We start from the raw sequence: 15,307 nt of genomic DNA, 5'->3' as shown, positions 1-15,307 counted from the left end.
CAATCCCAGTAGCGCCATGGTTTGGCTGAATGTCTCAGCTACCGGTGCTATCCGGGTCGCGCTTGCGCTTGTTGCCCATGCGCACGCCGATGTCCATGAGGAACTGGAAGAAGCCTTCCTGATCTTCCAGCACATTGCTCCAGAACGGCGAGTGATAGAGCGCCACCGCCCCATGCACCAGTGCCCAGGCAGCGCAATAGTGGAAGTACGGCGGCACGTCTTCGAGCTTGCCTTCGCTGATGCGGCCCTTGATCAGCAGGGTCAGGCGATCGAAGTTGGAGGCGCGGATCTTGTGCAGCTCCCCGACCATCTCCGGCACCTGGTTACCCTTGACCACCTTCTCTTCGAGGCGGTCGAACAGGCGGTAGCGCTGCGGATCACGCATGCGGAATTCGAAGTAGGCGCGCGACAGGGCTTCCTTGTCGCGGTCGACGTCGGCAGAGTGCAGCAGTTCGTTCAAATCGCGCTCGTAGTCGAGCATCAGGCGCAGGTAGATCTCCGCCTTGGATTTGAAGTGCTTGTAGATCGTGCCTTTGCCGATACCGACGGCATCAGCGATCATCTCGACGGTGACACTGTCTTCACCCTGTTCGAGAAACAGCTTGAGCGCGGTATCGAGAATTTCTTGCTCACGGCGACGAAACTCACGGACCTTACGAGGTTCTTTCTGCATAAGAAGGACTGGATCAAAATCGAAGCCGGTTATTATGCCTAACTTGCGCCAAAATGCACGGATCATCCAACCATGTCTATGTTTCTTGATGAGTTTGAACAGGCCCCGGGCCTTCGTTATCTGAACCATGCTGCCGTGGCACCCTGGCCGAAACGCGCCAGCCAGGCGGTTTCGCGCTTCGCCAACGAGAACGTTTTGCTCGGCGCAAGGGACTATCCGGACTGGCTGGCCATGGAGCAGCGTCTACGTGAACGCCTGATGCGCCTGACGAACGCACCGTCGACGGATGACATCGCACTGGTCAAGAACACTTCCGAGGCGCTGTCTTTCGTTGCCTTCGGTATCGACTGGCAGGCCGGCGACCAGATCGTTATCAGCGACGAAGAATTCCCCTCCAACCGGATTGTCTGGGAAGCCCTGGCCGACAAAGGCGTCAGCGTCATCCAGGTGAGCCTCAAGGGCAGCGACCCGGAAGGCGATCTGTTGGCCGCCTGCGGCCCCAAGGTTCGCCTGCTGGCGATCAGCGCCGTGCAATTCGCCAGCGGCCTGCGCCTGGACTTGCCACGTTTGGGTCAGGGCTGCCGTGACCGGGAAGTGCTGTTCTGCATCGACGCCATCCAGCAATTGGGCGCCCTGCCCTTCGACGTCCAGGCCTATCAGTGCGACTTCGCCATGGCGGATGGCCATAAATGGCTGCTCGGTCCGGAAGGCCTGGGGGTGTTCTATTGCCGCGCCGAGGTGCGCCCGCTGCTCAAGCTCAGCGAGTACGGCTGGCACATGCTCGAGCACATGGGCGACTACACCCGCAGTGAATGGCAACCGGCCCACAGCGCCCGGCGCTTTGAATGTGGCAGCCCGAACATGCTCGGGGCCGCGGCACTGGAAGCCAGCCTGTCGTTGCTCGAAGAGGTGGGAATGGATCGCGTGGCAGCCGAGCTGCAGGAACGGGTGCAGTGGCTCAATGAGGGCCTGGCCGCAATACCCGGGGTAACGCTGCACAACCCGCAAGACCCGGCGCGCCGCTCAGGGATTGTGTCCTTCAGCATTGAAGGGGTTGAAAACGTGCAGGTCTATCAGCAGCTCAAGCAGCAACAGGTGATATGCATTCCACGAGGCCCGGGCGTTCGATTTTCCCCGCACTTCTACACACCTAAGCAGATAATCGAAGAAACTCTGGCGATTGTGCGGCAGATTGCAGAGCGATGAGTGCTCAACAGCCGCAGCCGTATTCCAAATCTGTTTAAAAAACGAGCAGCTGATGCTGGCGGCGCGCCAATCCTGACCAATACTTCAGGTGTTGGCGCGGCACATCCCCCCAAGTGGCGCGTCGATAAAGGTGCTCAGGGACCGCGTACCTTTGTTTTACTCCTAATGGTCTTAACCCGGATTCACCCCCCAGAACCCGGGTTTTTTTTGCCTGTTTTTCAGCAGGCGAGCTCAGCTCACCCGCGCCAATGGAAACAGGCGCTTGAAGTTCGCGGTGGTCTGCTCGGCCAATTGCTCATAACCCTCACCGCGCACCATCGCCACGAACTCCGCCACTTCCCGTACGTATTGCGGCAGGTTGGCTTTACCGCGATAGGGAATGGGTGCCAGGTACGGCGAATCGGTCTCGACCAGCAGGCGATCGGCCGGTACTTGCCGCGCCACGTCGCGCAGTGCATCGGCATTGCGGAAGGTGACAATGCCCGACAACGAGATGTAATAGCCCAGGTCCAGCGCCGCCCTGGCCATGTCCCAGTCTTCGGTGAAGCAGTGCAGCACGCCGGCCTGCGGCAAATCCGCTTCGCGCAGCAGTGCCAGGGTATCGGCACGCGCCGCGCGGGTATGGATGACCACCGGCTTGCCCGTGACCTTCGCCGCCTCCAGGTGCAGGCGGAACGAGTCCTGCTGCACCTGGGCCGCTTCCGGTTCGTAGTGATAGTCCAGGCCGGTTTCACCGATGGCCACCACGTGCGGGTGCTCAAGCTCCTTGAGCAACCAGTCCAGCGCCGGCGCACCGTCAGGGGTGAGGTCCAGCGGGTGGATACCCACTGAACAGTCGACATCGCTGTAGCGCTCGCTGAGGTCCTTGACCGCCTGGGCGTTGTCGGCGCTGACGCCGATGCACAGAAAGTGCCCGACGCCACGCGCGCGGGCAGCATCAAGCGCCGCATCCAGGGAGCCCTGGTGGGCGGTAAGGTCGAGACGGTCGAGGTGGCAATGGGAATCTACAAGCATGGGCACATGACAACGCTGAAAAGTAATGAAGGGACGGCGCAGCTCAACGCTGGCCCGGCAACATCGCCCAGGACGCCAGCAGCGCCTCGAGCAACAGCACCCGATTGAGGTTGGCCTTGCCCAGGACCTTCTGGCGCTGGGCCAGAATCCAGTCCTGGATCTCCAGGACCTTGCCCTGGCTGCTCTTCTGCGCCAGGTACTGAACCACCTTGCGCATATCGCTCAAGCCTAACCCCTCCTCGTCCTGGGTCAACTGATAACGCAGGACCAGGTTGGACCAGTCACAGAACCAGTCAAACAGTTGCAACAAGGGAATGGCATTCCAGGCTTCGGCCAGCTGGCTGGGCGATTGCTGCTGCTTGAGCAGCTTCTTCACCCCATCGACCACCAGCGCGCGCTGCTCGCGCACACCCTGGGCCTGCAGGCTGACCGCCGCCAACGGCGAGCCGGCCGCCAGGCTGAGCAGCTCCAGGCGCTCCTGCTCGTCGCAGTCGGGCAAGGCCTGTTCGAGCCAGGCCAGGCTTTGCTGTCGACTCGGCAGCGGGCAGGCCTGCTGCTGGCAGCGGCTCTTGATGGTCGCCAGCAAGCGGCTGGGCTGATGGCTGACCAAGAGCAACACGGTATTGCCCGAGGGCTCTTCGAGGCTTTTGAGCAAGGCGTTGGCGGCGTTGACGTTCATCGCCTCGACCGGCTCGATCAGCACCACCTTGCGCCCGCCCAACTGCGCCGTCTGCACCACGAAGGACACCAGGTCGCGAACCTGATCGACCTTGATCGGCTTGTCGGCCTCTTCCGGCTCCAGCACGTAGTTGTCCGGGTGGCTACCTGCTGCGAGCAACAGGCACGACTTGCATTGCCCGCAAGCCTGCAGCCCTTCTGGACGCTGGCACAGCAGCAAAGCCATCAGGCGCTCGGCCAGGGCGCGCTTGCCAATGCCCTGCGGGCCGTGCAGCAGGTAGGCATGGGCATGCTGGGTACGCCCGGCCAGTTGCTGCCACAAGGCCTGCTGCCAAGGGAAGGCCTCAGCCACGGCAACGCTCCAGGATCTGCGGTAGCAAGGCGTCCAGAGACTGCTGTACCTGTGCCAGTGGCAGCGCGGCATCGATCAGCCGGTACTGCTGCGGTGCAGCCTGGGCGCGGGCCAGGTAGGCCTGACGTACCGCTTCGAAGAAGGCCTGGCCTTCCTGCTCGAAACGGTCCAGGCGGCCGCGAGCGGCTGCGCGGGACAGGCCGATTTCCACCGGCAGGTCGAAGACCAGGGTCAGGTCCGGACGCAAATCGCCCTGGACGAAATTCTCCAGGGTGGCGATGCGCGCCAACGACAGGCCGCGGCCGCCACCCTGGTAGGCGTAAGTGGCATCGGTAAAACGGTCACACAGCACCACCGCGCCGCGGGCCAGGGCCGGGCGAATCACTTCGGCCAGGTGTTGGGCACGGGCGGCAAACACCAGCAACAATTCGGTGTCGGCGTCCATTTTTTCGTCGCTGGGCGCCAGCAGCAGCTCGCGGATCCGCTCGGCGAGCGGCGTGCCACCCGGTTCGCGGGTCAGCACGACATCCAGGCCCTGGGCGCGCAAGTGTTCGGCGAGGTACTCGCGGTTGGTGCTCTTGCCCGCGCCTTCGGGACCTTCCAGGGTGATAAACAAGCCGCTCACAGGCAGTCCTTACAGTTGTTCATTGCGAAGAGGCCGCTTCGCTGGCCGGCGCTGCTTGCTCGGGCGCTGGCGCAGGGCTGACGTCCGGGGTTTGCGGCGCCTGCGGCTGGGCCTCGGGTTCAGGTTCGGTAACAGGGGCCGGGCTCGAACGGTAGTCGGCGCGGCGCTTGATCTGGTATTCGCGCACCGCCGAATTGTGCGCATCCAGGTCATCGGAGAACACATGGCTGCCATCGCCACGAGCGACGAAATACAAGCTGCTGCCCGGGGTCGGGTTCAATGCGGCATGAATAGCTTCACGGCCGACCATGGCAATCGGCGTCGGCGGCAGACCGGCGTTGGTGTAGGTGTTGTACGGCGTCGGCTCGCGCAGGTCGGCACGGGTAATCTTGCCGTTGTAGCGCTCGCCCATGCCGTAAATCACTGTTGGGTCGGTCTGCAGCAGCATGCCGATGCGCATGCGCCGCACGAACACCCCGGCAATCTGCCCGCGCTCCTGAGGCACGCCGGTCTCTTTCTCGACCAGCGAGGCCATGATCAGCGCCTGGTACGGGTCGCGATACGGCACGTCGCTGGAGCGTTCCGCCCATTCCTTGGCCAGCACCTCTTCCAGGCGTGCATAGGCTTGCTGAAGGAACTCGACGTCGCTCATGCCGCGCACGAAGCGGTAGGTATCAGGAAAGAAGCGGCCTTCCGGGAACACGCCCGGGTGGTCGAGCTTGTCCATGACCTCGGCGTCGCTCAGGCCGTCGAGGGTCTTCTTGATCTTCTCGTGCTTGGCCAGCGCCGCGCGCACCTGGCGGAAATTCCAGCCTTCAACCAGGGTCAGGGTGTACTGCACCACATCACCGCGGCGCCAGACCTCGAACAGATCGCGCACGGTCATGCCTGGGGTCATGCGGTATTCGCCGGTGTGCAGCGGCACGCCAGCCATGTTGAAGCGCCAGTACAGGCGCAGCCAGAAGGCATCTTCCAGCACACCGTCGCTCTCCATGCGGTAGAACATACGGTTGGGGGTGGTACCGGTGGGCACGTCGAGCAACTGCTCCTGAGACACGTGCAGGGTCTGCTCCAGCGCCGAATTCACCTTCCAGGCCGAATACCCCAACATCAGGCCGGCCAGGATCAACCCGGTCTCCAGCAGCACCAAGAATTTACGTCTCACAAATCAGGTATCCAGTAGCGTACGGGCAATGGCCTGCAGTTTACGGGTGAGCGGCCCCGGCGGCCAGTTCAGCGATGTAAAAGCCTGCACCGGCCAGATGCCGTAGACGCTGTTGCAGACGAAGACTTCGTCGGCCTGCTGCAGGTCCTGCAGGCTCAGGTCGGTTATCCAAAGGGGGATTCCAACTGCCCTGGCGTGATCGAGCAAGGCTGCGCGCATCACCCCGGCCACACCACAGCGGCTCAGGTCGGCGGTCAGCAGCTGGCCGTCGCGCACCAGGAACAGGTTGCTATACACCCCTTCGATAATGCGCCCGGAAACATCGCGCATCAAACCTTCAGCGTACGTGGCGTCCTGCCATTCGGCGCGGGCCAATACTTGCTCGAGGCGATTGAGGTGCTTCAAACCCGCCAGCAGCGGTTGCTCGGCCAGGCGCGTCTGGCAGTCGAACAAGCGAACACCCTGCTCGGCATGCTGCGTGGGATAACCGGGCAAGGGATTGCCCTGGAGAATACGCCGTGGCGCCACGCCAGCGGCCGGCGCATAGCCGCGCTGACTGTCGCCACGGGTAACAATAAGCTTGAGCACGCCGTCACCCAGCAGGCTGGCATAACGGCATATCTCGTCGCGAATCAGGCCGTGATCAGCGCAAATCGCCAGACGCTGGCAACCCAGCGCCAGGCGATCGAGGTGATACTCGAGCAGTGATGGCCGACCGGCCCGCACGGCAATGGTCTCGAACAGACCATCGCCGTAGGCCAGCCCCCGGCTTTGCACCGTCAGTGCATCTGCCGGCAGGCCATCGACCCAGCTGCGCATCAGCCGGCGAACCGGCGGAACACCAGCGAGCCGTTGGTACCGCCAAACCCGAAGGAGTTGGACAGCACCACCTCGATCGGCATGTTGCGCGCCTGGTGCGGCACGAAATCGAGGTCGCAGCCTTCGCTCGGCTCATCCAGGTTGATGGTCGGCGGCGCCACCTGGCTGTTGATCGACAGCACGCTGAAGATCGCCTCGACTGCACCGGCAGCGCCGAGCAGGTGACCGGTCATCGACTTGGTCGAGCTGACCGCCAGCGTGTAGGCGTGATCGCCGAACACCGACTTGATCGCCGACGCTTCAGCCAGGTCGCCGGCCGGCGTCGAGGTACCGTGGGCGTTGATGTAATCAACGTCGCTGGCATTCAGGCCGGCATCGCGCAGGGCGTTGGCCATGCAGCGCGCAGCCCCGCTGCCGTCTTCTGGCGGCGAGGTCATGTGGTAGGCGTCACCGCTCATGCCGAAACCAACCAGCTCGGCATAGATGGTTGCGCCGCGCGCCTTGGCGTGCTCGAGCTCTTCGAGCACCAGCGCACCGGCACCGTCGGCGAGCACGAAACCGTCACGCCCCTTGTCCCACGGACGGCTGGCACGGGTCGGGTCGTCATTGCGGGTCGACAGCGCCCGCGACGCACCGAAACCGCCCATGCCCAGACCACAGGCGGCCATCTCTGCACCGCCGGCAATCATCACGTCGGCTTCACCGAAGGCGATGTTGCGCGCGGCCATGCCGATACAGTGGGTACCCGTGGTGCACGCGGTGGAAATAGCGTAGTTAGGCCCCTGTACCCCCAAGTGGATCGACAGGAAACCGGAAATCATGTTGATGATCGAACCCGGTACGAAGAATGGCGAAATACGCCGCGGGCCCTGGTCATGCAAGGTCCGGCTGGTTTCTTCGATGTTGGTCAGGCCACCGATACCCGAGCCCATGGCCACGCCAATGCGCTCGCGGTTGGCATCGGTTACTTCCAGGCCGGCATTACGCACCGCCTGAAAACCGGCAGCCAGGCCGTACTGAATGAACAGATCGAGCTTGCGGGCTTCCTTGACCGACAGGTACTGCTCGACTTCAAAGCCCTTTACCGAGCCGCCAAAACGGGTGGAGTAGGCAGACAGGTCAGTATGCTCGATCAGACCTATGCCACTGCGGCCAGCCAGAATGCCCTGCCAACTGCTCGGCACATCCGTACCCAGTGGCGACAGCATACCCATACCGGTGACCACGACGCGTCTACGCGACACAGCACTCTCCTTATTCAATTGACTACATCTCTTGTAAAGAAAAAACCGCACGCCGGCAAAGGCAGTGCGGTTTTTCCATGACAAGAAGCGACGACTACAACGTCTTAGGCCTGGTGGCTGTTGACGTAGTCGATAGCAGCTTGAACAGTAGTGATCTTCTCGGCTTCTTCGTCAGGGATTTCGGTCTCGAATTCCTCTTCCAGAGCCATCACCAGCTCAACGGTGTCAAGGGAATCGGCACCCAGATCTTCGACGAAGGAAGATTCGTTCTTCACTTCTTCTTCTTTAACGCCCAGTTGCTCGGCGACGATTTTCTTGACGCGTTCTTCGATGGTGCTCATACCTTGTTTTCACTCCTAATGGACATATGTCAGGCAGCTGGCCGGTGTGTAAGTGTATAGAAAGACGTCTGCTTTTCAAGCGCAACACGCCTTGCAAGACCACACCTGCCAACCGACTAGAATCTGGTTGCAGCTTTATAACGGATTTTAGACAGCTCGTATGACATTTTTTTGAAGCAATCCGTCACATCCGATTTTACATGTACATGCCGCCGTTGACCGGGATGGTCGCGCCGGTCACATAGCCTGCACCTTCAGAGGCCAGGAAAGCTACCACATTGGCAATTTCCTGAGCCTGGCCCAGACGCCCCAGAGGGATCTGGGTCTGCAGCGCTTCACGCTGAGCTTCAGGCAGCTCGCGGGTCATGTCGGTGTCGATGAAGCCCGGGGTCACCGAGTTGACGGTGATCGCACGGGAGCCGACTTCACGCGCCAGGGCGCGGCTGAAGCCTTCCAGACCGGCCTTGGCGGCGGCGTAGTTGACCTGGCCGACGTTACCCATGGCACCGACCACCGAGCCGATGCTGATGATACGACCCCAGCGTGCCTTGGTCATGCCGCGCAGCACGCCCTTGGACAGACGGTAGAGGCTGTTCAGGTTGGTGTCGATGACGTCGAACCACTCGTCGTCCTTCATGCGCAGCATGAGGTTGTCACGGGTGATACCGGCGTTGTTGACCAGGATGGTCGGCGCACCGAACTGCTCCTGGATCTTGGCCAGGGTAGCGGTGACCGACTCGTCGCTGGTCACGTTCAGCTCAAGGCCGGTACCGGTGATGCCGTGCTCCTTGAGGGTCGCGGCGATACGCTCGGCGCCCGAAGCGGAGGTGGCGGTACCGATCACGGTAGCGCCCAGACGGCCCAGTTCCAGGGCGATAGCCTGGCCGATACCACGGCTGGCGCCGGTAACCAGGGCAACTTTACCTTGCAGGCTCATGCAAGCTTCTCCTAAATCAGGCCTGCGCCGCGAGTGTCGCGGCGAAAGCATCCGGGGTATTGAGGTTAGAGGTGTTGACGCCGTCGGCGCAGCGCTTGTTCAGGCCGGCCAAGACCTTGCCCGGGCCGCACTCGACCAGGTTTACCGCACCGTTGGCAGCCAGGGTCTGCACGCACTCGACCCAGCGGACCGGCTTGTACAGCTGCTCCAGCAGGTCGCTCTTGAGGGTATCGAGATCAGCCGCAACGGCAGCGCTGACGTTCTGCACCACCGGGATCTGCGGGGCCTGCCAGTCAATGGCATTGACCGATTCGGCAAAGCGCTCGGCAGCCGGGCGCATCAGCTCGCAGTGCGACGGCACGCTGACCGGCAGTGGCAGTGCGCGCTTGGCGCCAGCAGCTTTACAGGCTTCCATGGCACGCTCAACGGCCGCCTTGGCACCGGCGATGACCACCTGACCTGGCGAGTTGAAGTTCACCGCACTGACCACTTCGCCCTGGGCAGCTTCTGCGCAGATACCCACGACGACAGCATCGTCCAGGCCGAGGATCGCCGCCATGGCGCCCTGCCCGGCCGGCACGGCCTCCTGCATGAGTTCGCCGCGACGCTTGACCAGCTTCACCGCGCCACCCAGGCTCAGGCTGCCAGCGGCGACCAGGGCGCTGTATTCGCCCAGGCTGTGACCGGAAACGAACGCCGGACGCGCACCGCCCTCTGCCAGCCACAGGCGCCACAAGGCGATCGAGGCAGTGAGAATGGCCGGTTGGGTTTTGTCGGTTTGGTTGAGTTGCTCTTCCGGACCGGCCTGGGTCAACGCCCAAAGGTCATAGCCCAGAGCCTCGGAGGCCTCACGGAAGGTATCAATGACCAGTGGATACTGGGCGCCCAACTCGGCAAGCATGCCGAGGGACTGCGAACCTTGACCGGGAAAGACGAATGCGAGGGATGCAGACATTGAACAAGCCCCTAGTGATCTTGTCGTCGGAAATAAAGCGCCCAGCACCAGGCTGAGCACAAGAAACTGAAGAGTTGGATGGTAACGAGGACCAAGCGGTCACATTTAACCACTTCCTGAGGCATATGCCTAAAGCAACAGGTCTTCCAGGCGGCCGTGCAAGCGTTGCGGCAGGTTCTCCTGGATCTCGATCAGCGCGCGCTGGATGGCGCTCTGAAAGCCCTGCACACCGGCAGAGCCATGACTTTTGATGACGATGCCCTGCAGGCCAAGGAAGCTTGCGCCATTATGTCGCGCCGGCGCCAGGTCAGCCTGCAGGCGGCGCAGCAGCGGCATGGCCACGGCACCGGCCAGGCGCGCACCGAACCCGCCCTTGAACAGGGCCTCGATGCGCGAGCCGATCATGGTCGCCAGGCCTTCGCTGGACTTGAGCAGGATATTGCCGACAAAGCCGTCGCACACCACCACATCCGCCTCGCCACGGTACAACCCGTCACCTTCGACAAAGCCGATGTAGTTCAGCCCACGGGCGTTCTGCAGCAAGTTCGCGGCAAGCTTGACCTGCTGATTGCCCTTGATGTCTTCGGTACCGACGTTGAGCAAGGCCACACGCGGCCGGGAAATCCCCAGGGCCTGAGCGGCCACCGAGCCCATCACGGCGAACTGGTAGAGGTTTTCCGCGCTGCAGTCGACATTGGCACCCAGGTCGAGCAGCTGGCAATAACCGGTCTGGGTGGGAATGGCGGCAACCATGGCCGGGCGGTCGATGCCGGGCAGGGTTTTCAATACATAGCGCGACAGCGCCATCAGCGCACCGGTGTTGCCGGCACTCACGCAGGCTTGAACCTTGCCATCACGCAATAGTTCCAGGGCCACGCGCATGGACGAATCGGGCTTGCCGCGCAACGCCTGGGACGGCCGCTCATCCATGCCGATCACCTCGCTGGCGGCCACGATCTGCAGGCGCGCGCGATCCGCTGCCGACTGGCCAGCGACTAGATCTTCAAGGAGGGAGGGTTGACCGACGAGGGTCAGGTGCAGCGAGGGGGTAGCCGACAGGCAAGCAATACTCGCCTGAACAATGCTGCGGGGACCGAAGTCCCCGCCCATTGCGTCAATCGCGATGATCTGAGCGGACAAGGATTACTCGTCAGCGCCCTTGTCGATCACTTTACGACCACGGTATACGCCTTCTGGCGATACGTGGTGACGCAGGTGCACTTCACCAGTGGTTTTCTCTACGGACAGAGCGTTTTCCGAGAGGGCGTCGTGCGAACGGCGCATGTCACGGGCAGAGCGGGATTTTTTGTTCTGCTGAACAGCCATAATTGATTAACTCCTAAACGTTTGGGTCACGCTTTAACTGCGCCAATACACTGAACGGGTTGGACCGTGTTACCTCGTCCTTGCTCGGTTCGGGCTCATCGGCGCCCGCCGGCTGCTGGCATTCTTCCGGATGATGAGCAGGCACGATAGGCAAGGCGAGCAGAAGCTCTTCCTCGACCAAGGCCTGCAGATCCAAAGGATCTTCGCCCAGTTCCAGCACGTCATAACCTTTCGGCAACGACTGGGTATTCGCACCCTCCTTCACCACAGCGTAAGTAGTTTCGCTGTGGATCGGCAGGGTGACCAGCTCAAGACAACGCTGGCAAACCATCTTGACCTCGACGCTCAGGTCGGTGTGGATAACCACAGCCTTCTGCTCGTCGCGCTCAAAATCGAATTTAGCCTGCACCGTACCGACAGTGTCGGAAAGCGGGTCGCAGAGTCTCTCCAAATCGGCGAGCTGCAGTGTTCCTTCGAGGGAAACACCACGATCGGCCAATTTGCGCGGGTCAACGTGAGGTGGAATCGGGTCATTCAACATAGGCGCAGCATTCTAGGGATGACCCCCGCCCCTGTCAAAGGAAATTCGGCTCCGTTCAGCATGTTAGAATCGTTTCACCTGCCCAGGAGTCTATCATGCTGCCTTTATTACTGGCTTCCAGCTCACCTTACCGGCGCGAACTGCTCGAGCGCCTGCGCCTGCCTTTCAGCTGCGCCGCCCCGGATATCGACGAACAGCGCCTGCCCGAGGAACCCGCCCTTGACCTGGTCAAGCGCCTGGCCCGGGAAAAAGCCCTGGCCCTGGCCGACAGCCATCCCGGCCACCTGATCATCGGCTCTGACCAGGTGGCGGTGCTGGGTGAGCAGATCCTCGGCAAACCACACACCTTCGAGCGCGCCTGCGAGCAGCTGCTGGCCGCCAGCGGCAATCATGTGAGCTTTCTCACCGGCCTGGCGCTGCTCAACAGCACTACCGGCCACTGCCAGGTCGACTGCGTGCCCTTCACGGTAAACATGCGCGAGCTGGACCTGAAGCGCATCGAACGCTACCTGCGCGCCGAACAACCCTACGACTGCGCCGGCAGCTTCAAGGCCGAAGGCCTGGGCGTGAGCCTGTTCCAGAGCACCCACGGGGTGGATGCCACCAGCCTGATCGGCCTGCCGCTCATTCGCCTGGTGGATATGCTGCTGGCTGAAGGCGTGAGCTTGCCCTGATACCGCGAGCACAAAAAAGCCGGCCTCCAAGGGCCGGCTTTTCATCAGGCAATACAATCAGCGCAGCGATGGCCCCTGAAAGCCCATCCACATGGCCAGGTGCTCGGCAACACTGGCACCCAGGCGCTTGGAGAAGCGATCGAACGGCGACTCTTCGACGGTGAAGTCAACCAGCTCCTTCTCCCCTACCACTTCACGCGCCACGTAACCGGCACTGCCCAGACCATCCACCAGCCCCAGGGCCAGCGCCTGCTCGCCCGACCAGATCAAGCCACTGAACAGCTCAGGATGCTCTTTGTCCTTGAGGCGCTCGCCACGGCCCTGCTTGACACTGGCGATGAACTGCTTGTGCGTGGTTTCCAGCACGCCCTGCCAGAACGCTGTCTCTTCAGGCTTTTGCGGCTGGAACGGATCAAGGAAGGCCTTGTGCTCGCCAGCGGTGTAGGTACGACGCTCGACACCGAGCTTCTCCATGGTGCCGACAAAGCCGTAACCGGCCGCCGTCACACCGATGGAGCCAACCAGGCTGGCCTTGTCAGCATAGATCTGATCAGCGGCACTGGCAATGTAATAGGCACCGGAAGCACCTAGATCACTGATTACCGCATACAGCTTGATGGCCGGGTACTCTGCGCGCAGGCGGCGAATTTCGTCGTAGATGTACCCTGACTGCACCGGGCTGCCACCCGGGCTATTGATGCGCAGGACCACCGCCTTGGTTTTCGGATCCTTGAACGCCTCACGCAAGCCACCGACGACGTTGTCAGCGCTGGCGGGCTCCTTATCGGCAATCAAGCCGCGCACCTCGACCAGCGCGGTGTGGCTGACGCTGCGCGAGGCCGCTTTGTCCATGTCCATCAAAGGCGTGAACAAGGCAAGGATGCCGAACAGGTACACAAAGCCCATCAGCTTGAAGAAAATCCCCCAGCGCCGCGCCCGACGCTGCTCCTGAACACCAGCCAGGAGGGTTTTCTCCAGCAGCTTCCAGCTCTTGTGCTCTTCGTTGTCTTCGGCGCTGGGCGCCTTCCACTCGTCAGTCATGCTCACCTACCCTGGAATCTGCTGCCACAGGCGTTTGGCAAAGCCAGGCCTGCAACTGAGAAAAATGATCAATACACAGCTGCGGCCCAAAGGCACTCAAGGCCTCCAGCGACATGGCGCCGTAACCAACCGCTACCGAATGCATGCCAGCATTGCTGGCCATCAACAGGTCGAATGATGAATCTCCAACCATCAACGCTCGCTGCGGTTCGACCTGGCAATGGGCAAGGATCTCCTCGAGCATCTGCGGGTGCGGCTTGCCGCGACTCTCGTCGGCCGCCCGGGTGATGTCGAAGTAGCCCTCCCAACCATTGGCGCGCAGCACGCGATCGAGACCGCGACGCGCCTTGCCGGTGGCCACCGCCAGGCGATAGCCCTCGGCACGGAACGCCTGCAGCGACTCCACCACACCTTCGAACAGCGGCGAAGGCTGGTCATCCAGGGCCATGTACACGTCAGCATAGTGCTGGCGGAACAGCGCCACCTGCCCCGCATCGAGCCGCGGATACAACACGCTGATGGCTTCTGGCAACGCCAGGCCAATTATACCCTTGACCGCCTCGTCATCGCAGGCAGGATAGCCCGCGCGACCGGCGGCCAGGTGCATGGCCTCGACGATGCGACCGATGGAGTCGGCCAGGGTGCCGTCCCAGTCGAAGATCAGCAGATCGTAATCACGCTGCACTCAGGCGCTCCACGGTCCTGGCCCACATTTCATCCACCGGCGCCTCGAGCTTGAGCTCGCCGCCATCGGGCAACGGCACGGTCAGGGCGTAGGCATGCAGGAACAAGCGCTTGCCACCAAGGTCGCGAATCTCGCGAGTGAAATCTTCATCGCCATACTTGCTGTCGCCGGCAATGCAATGCCCGGCATGCAGGGCATGCACGCGAATCTGGTGGGTACGCCCGGTGATCGGCCGCGCCTCGACGATCGTGGCGAACTCGCCGAAACGGCGCAGCACACGGAAGATCGTCAGCGCCTCCTTGCCCTCGTCATTGACCTCGACCATGCGCTCGCCGGAGCGCAGGTTGCTCTTGAGCAACGGCGCATTGACCTGCTTCTTGGCGGTGGCCCAGTGACCGCGGACCAGCGCCATGTAGCGCTTGTCGACGCCATCGCCACGCAGGGCGGCGTGCAGGTGACGCAACATGCTGCGCTTCTTGGCAATCATCAACAGGCCAGAGGTATCGCGATCGAGGCGGTGGACCAGCTCCAGCTCCTTGGCGTCGGGACGCATCTGACGAAAGGCTTCGATCACACCGAAATTCAGGCCACTACCACCGTGCACGGCAATACCGGCCGGTTTGTTGAGCACAATCAGAGCCTTGTCTTCGTAGACAATCGCCGCCTCAAGGCGCTGAAGCAAACCCTGGGCCACCGGCACCGGTTCGTCACGTTCGGGCAGACGAACGGGCGGCACGCGCACGATGTCACCGGCCTGCAACTTGTACTCGGGCTTGATCCGGCCCTTGTTCACACGCACTTCGCCTTTACGCAAAATGCGGTAAATCAAGGTCTTGGGAACACCCTTGAGCTTCGTTACGAGGAAATTATCGATTCGTTGGCCGGCAAGTTCCGGCGCGACCTCGATCAGCTGGACGCCGGAGGTCGGAGGGGCATTAGTCGTCATTTGCCAATCATAACAATTTTTTATGGATTTGAAGCACTTAATGATTGCTGCTATAGTCGCGAACGCCGCCAAAAGCGGCTGGCCA

The 15,307-nt window shown here is 62.0% G+C and carries 18 protein-coding genes; 2 read left to right on the top strand and 16 right to left on the bottom strand.

Annotation, left to right across the window (positions count from 1 at the left end; genetic code table 11):
- Nucleotides 1–34: 34 nt before the first annotated feature.
- Entirely contained in the window at nucleotides 35–673 is a 639-nt protein-coding gene (locus tag NLX68_RS25350; protein WP_010223234.1) for a TetR/AcrR family transcriptional regulator, read from the bottom strand.
- 72 nt (nucleotides 674–745) lie between these two features.
- Here NLX68_RS25350 and NLX68_RS25345 point away from each other — a divergent pair, with 72 nt between their 5' ends.
- The gene (locus NLX68_RS25345) at nucleotides 746–1,879 is read left to right on the top strand and encodes an aminotransferase class V-fold PLP-dependent enzyme (protein ID WP_254286322.1); all 1,134 of its coding nucleotides are present in this window, start codon (nucleotides 746–748) and stop codon (nucleotides 1,877–1,879) included.
- Between the two features lie 231 nt (nucleotides 1,880–2,110).
- Here the strand turns inward: NLX68_RS25345 and NLX68_RS25340 are convergent, their stop codons facing one another.
- From NLX68_RS25340 to NLX68_RS25285, 12 genes are all read right to left on the bottom strand, one after another.
- Nucleotides 2,111–2,893 carry a TatD family hydrolase gene (locus NLX68_RS25340; protein WP_036996481.1) on the bottom strand — a complete coding sequence of 261 codons (783 nt, stop codon included), beginning with the start codon at nucleotides 2,891–2,893 and terminating at the stop codon, nucleotides 2,111–2,113.
- A gap of 43 nt (nucleotides 2,894–2,936) precedes the next feature.
- Entirely contained in the window at nucleotides 2,937–3,923 is a 987-nt protein-coding gene (locus tag NLX68_RS25335; protein WP_010223231.1) for a DNA polymerase III subunit delta', read from the bottom strand.
- Complete coding sequence (gene tmk, locus NLX68_RS25330; RefSeq protein WP_036996483.1) at nucleotides 3,916–4,548, bottom strand: dTMP kinase; 633 nt, start codon at nucleotides 4,546–4,548, stop codon at nucleotides 3,916–3,918. The genes NLX68_RS25335 and tmk overlap by 8 nt, the downstream gene beginning before the upstream one ends.
- 19 nt (nucleotides 4,549–4,567) lie before the next feature.
- Nucleotides 4,568–5,713 carry an endolytic transglycosylase MltG gene (gene mltG, locus NLX68_RS25325; RefSeq protein WP_254286321.1) on the bottom strand — a complete coding sequence of 382 codons (1,146 nt, stop codon included), beginning with the start codon at nucleotides 5,711–5,713 and terminating at the stop codon, nucleotides 4,568–4,570.
- A gap of 3 nt (nucleotides 5,714–5,716) precedes the next feature.
- The gene (gene pabC / locus NLX68_RS25320; protein ID WP_254286320.1) at nucleotides 5,717–6,532 is read right to left on the bottom strand and encodes an aminodeoxychorismate lyase; all 816 of its coding nucleotides are present in this window, start codon (nucleotides 6,530–6,532) and stop codon (nucleotides 5,717–5,719) included.
- Complete coding sequence (gene fabF, locus NLX68_RS25315) at nucleotides 6,532–7,776, bottom strand: beta-ketoacyl-ACP synthase II (protein WP_254286319.1); 1,245 nt, start codon at nucleotides 7,774–7,776, stop codon at nucleotides 6,532–6,534. Before fabF ends, pabC begins: the two co-directional genes overlap by 1 nt.
- A gap of 104 nt (nucleotides 7,777–7,880) precedes the next feature.
- On the bottom strand, nucleotides 7,881–8,117 hold the full coding sequence (gene acpP / locus NLX68_RS25310) for an acyl carrier protein (RefSeq protein ID WP_010223225.1): 237 nt from the start codon (nucleotides 8,115–8,117) through the stop codon (nucleotides 7,881–7,883).
- Nucleotides 8,118–8,313: 196 nt separating this feature from the next.
- Complete coding sequence (gene fabG, locus NLX68_RS25305) at nucleotides 8,314–9,054, bottom strand: 3-oxoacyl-ACP reductase FabG (RefSeq protein WP_038994156.1); 741 nt, start codon at nucleotides 9,052–9,054, stop codon at nucleotides 8,314–8,316.
- 16 nt (nucleotides 9,055–9,070) lie between these two features.
- Nucleotides 9,071–10,009: an ACP S-malonyltransferase gene (gene fabD, locus NLX68_RS25300; protein WP_254286318.1), complete on the bottom strand. Its 939-nt coding sequence runs from the start codon at nucleotides 10,007–10,009 to the stop codon at nucleotides 9,071–9,073.
- A 129-nt stretch (nucleotides 10,010–10,138) separates the two neighbouring features.
- Nucleotides 10,139–11,149, bottom strand: coding sequence for a phosphate acyltransferase PlsX (plsX, locus tag NLX68_RS25295; protein WP_081492797.1), 1,011 nt, complete (start codon nucleotides 11,147–11,149; stop codon nucleotides 10,139–10,141).
- Between the two features lie 3 nt (nucleotides 11,150–11,152).
- A complete protein-coding gene (gene rpmF / locus NLX68_RS25290; protein ID WP_010223221.1) occupies nucleotides 11,153–11,335 on the bottom strand; it encodes a 50S ribosomal protein L32 in 183 nt (60 codons plus the stop codon).
- 13 nt (nucleotides 11,336–11,348) lie between these two features.
- Nucleotides 11,349–11,876 carry a YceD family protein gene (locus NLX68_RS25285; protein WP_254286317.1) on the bottom strand — a complete coding sequence of 176 codons (528 nt, stop codon included), beginning with the start codon at nucleotides 11,874–11,876 and terminating at the stop codon, nucleotides 11,349–11,351.
- A gap of 95 nt (nucleotides 11,877–11,971) precedes the next feature.
- Here NLX68_RS25285 and NLX68_RS25280 point away from each other — a divergent pair, with 95 nt between their 5' ends.
- Nucleotides 11,972–12,550 (top strand): nucleoside triphosphate pyrophosphatase, encoded by a 579-nt coding sequence (locus tag NLX68_RS25280; RefSeq protein ID WP_036996486.1) that lies wholly within the window; start codon nucleotides 11,972–11,974, stop codon nucleotides 12,548–12,550.
- Nucleotides 12,551–12,607: 57 nt separating this feature from the next.
- Here NLX68_RS25280 and NLX68_RS25275 read toward each other — a convergent pair whose 3' ends face one another.
- From NLX68_RS25275 to rluC, 3 genes are read right to left on the bottom strand one after another with little or no spacing between them, the layout of a single operon-like run.
- A complete protein-coding gene (locus tag NLX68_RS25275) occupies nucleotides 12,608–13,591 on the bottom strand; it encodes a S49 family peptidase (protein ID WP_254286316.1) in 984 nt (327 codons plus the stop codon).
- Nucleotides 13,584–14,276 carry an HAD family hydrolase gene (locus NLX68_RS25270; RefSeq protein ID WP_254286315.1) on the bottom strand — a complete coding sequence of 231 codons (693 nt, stop codon included), beginning with the start codon at nucleotides 14,274–14,276 and terminating at the stop codon, nucleotides 13,584–13,586. The genes NLX68_RS25275 and NLX68_RS25270 overlap by 8 nt, the downstream gene beginning before the upstream one ends.
- Complete coding sequence (gene rluC, locus NLX68_RS25265; RefSeq protein ID WP_254286314.1) at nucleotides 14,266–15,222, bottom strand: 23S rRNA pseudouridine(955/2504/2580) synthase RluC; 957 nt, start codon at nucleotides 15,220–15,222, stop codon at nucleotides 14,266–14,268. Before rluC ends, NLX68_RS25270 begins: the two co-directional genes overlap by 11 nt.
- Nucleotides 15,223–15,307 lie beyond the last annotated feature (85 nt).

This window comes from Pseudomonas sp. SBB6, from assembly GCF_024213215.1.
Classification (GTDB): Bacteria; Pseudomonadota; Gammaproteobacteria; order Pseudomonadales; family Pseudomonadaceae; genus Aquipseudomonas; species Aquipseudomonas donghuensis.
Note: the sequence above shows the minus strand (reverse complement) of the source record. Positions and strands in the feature narration are given on the sequence as shown.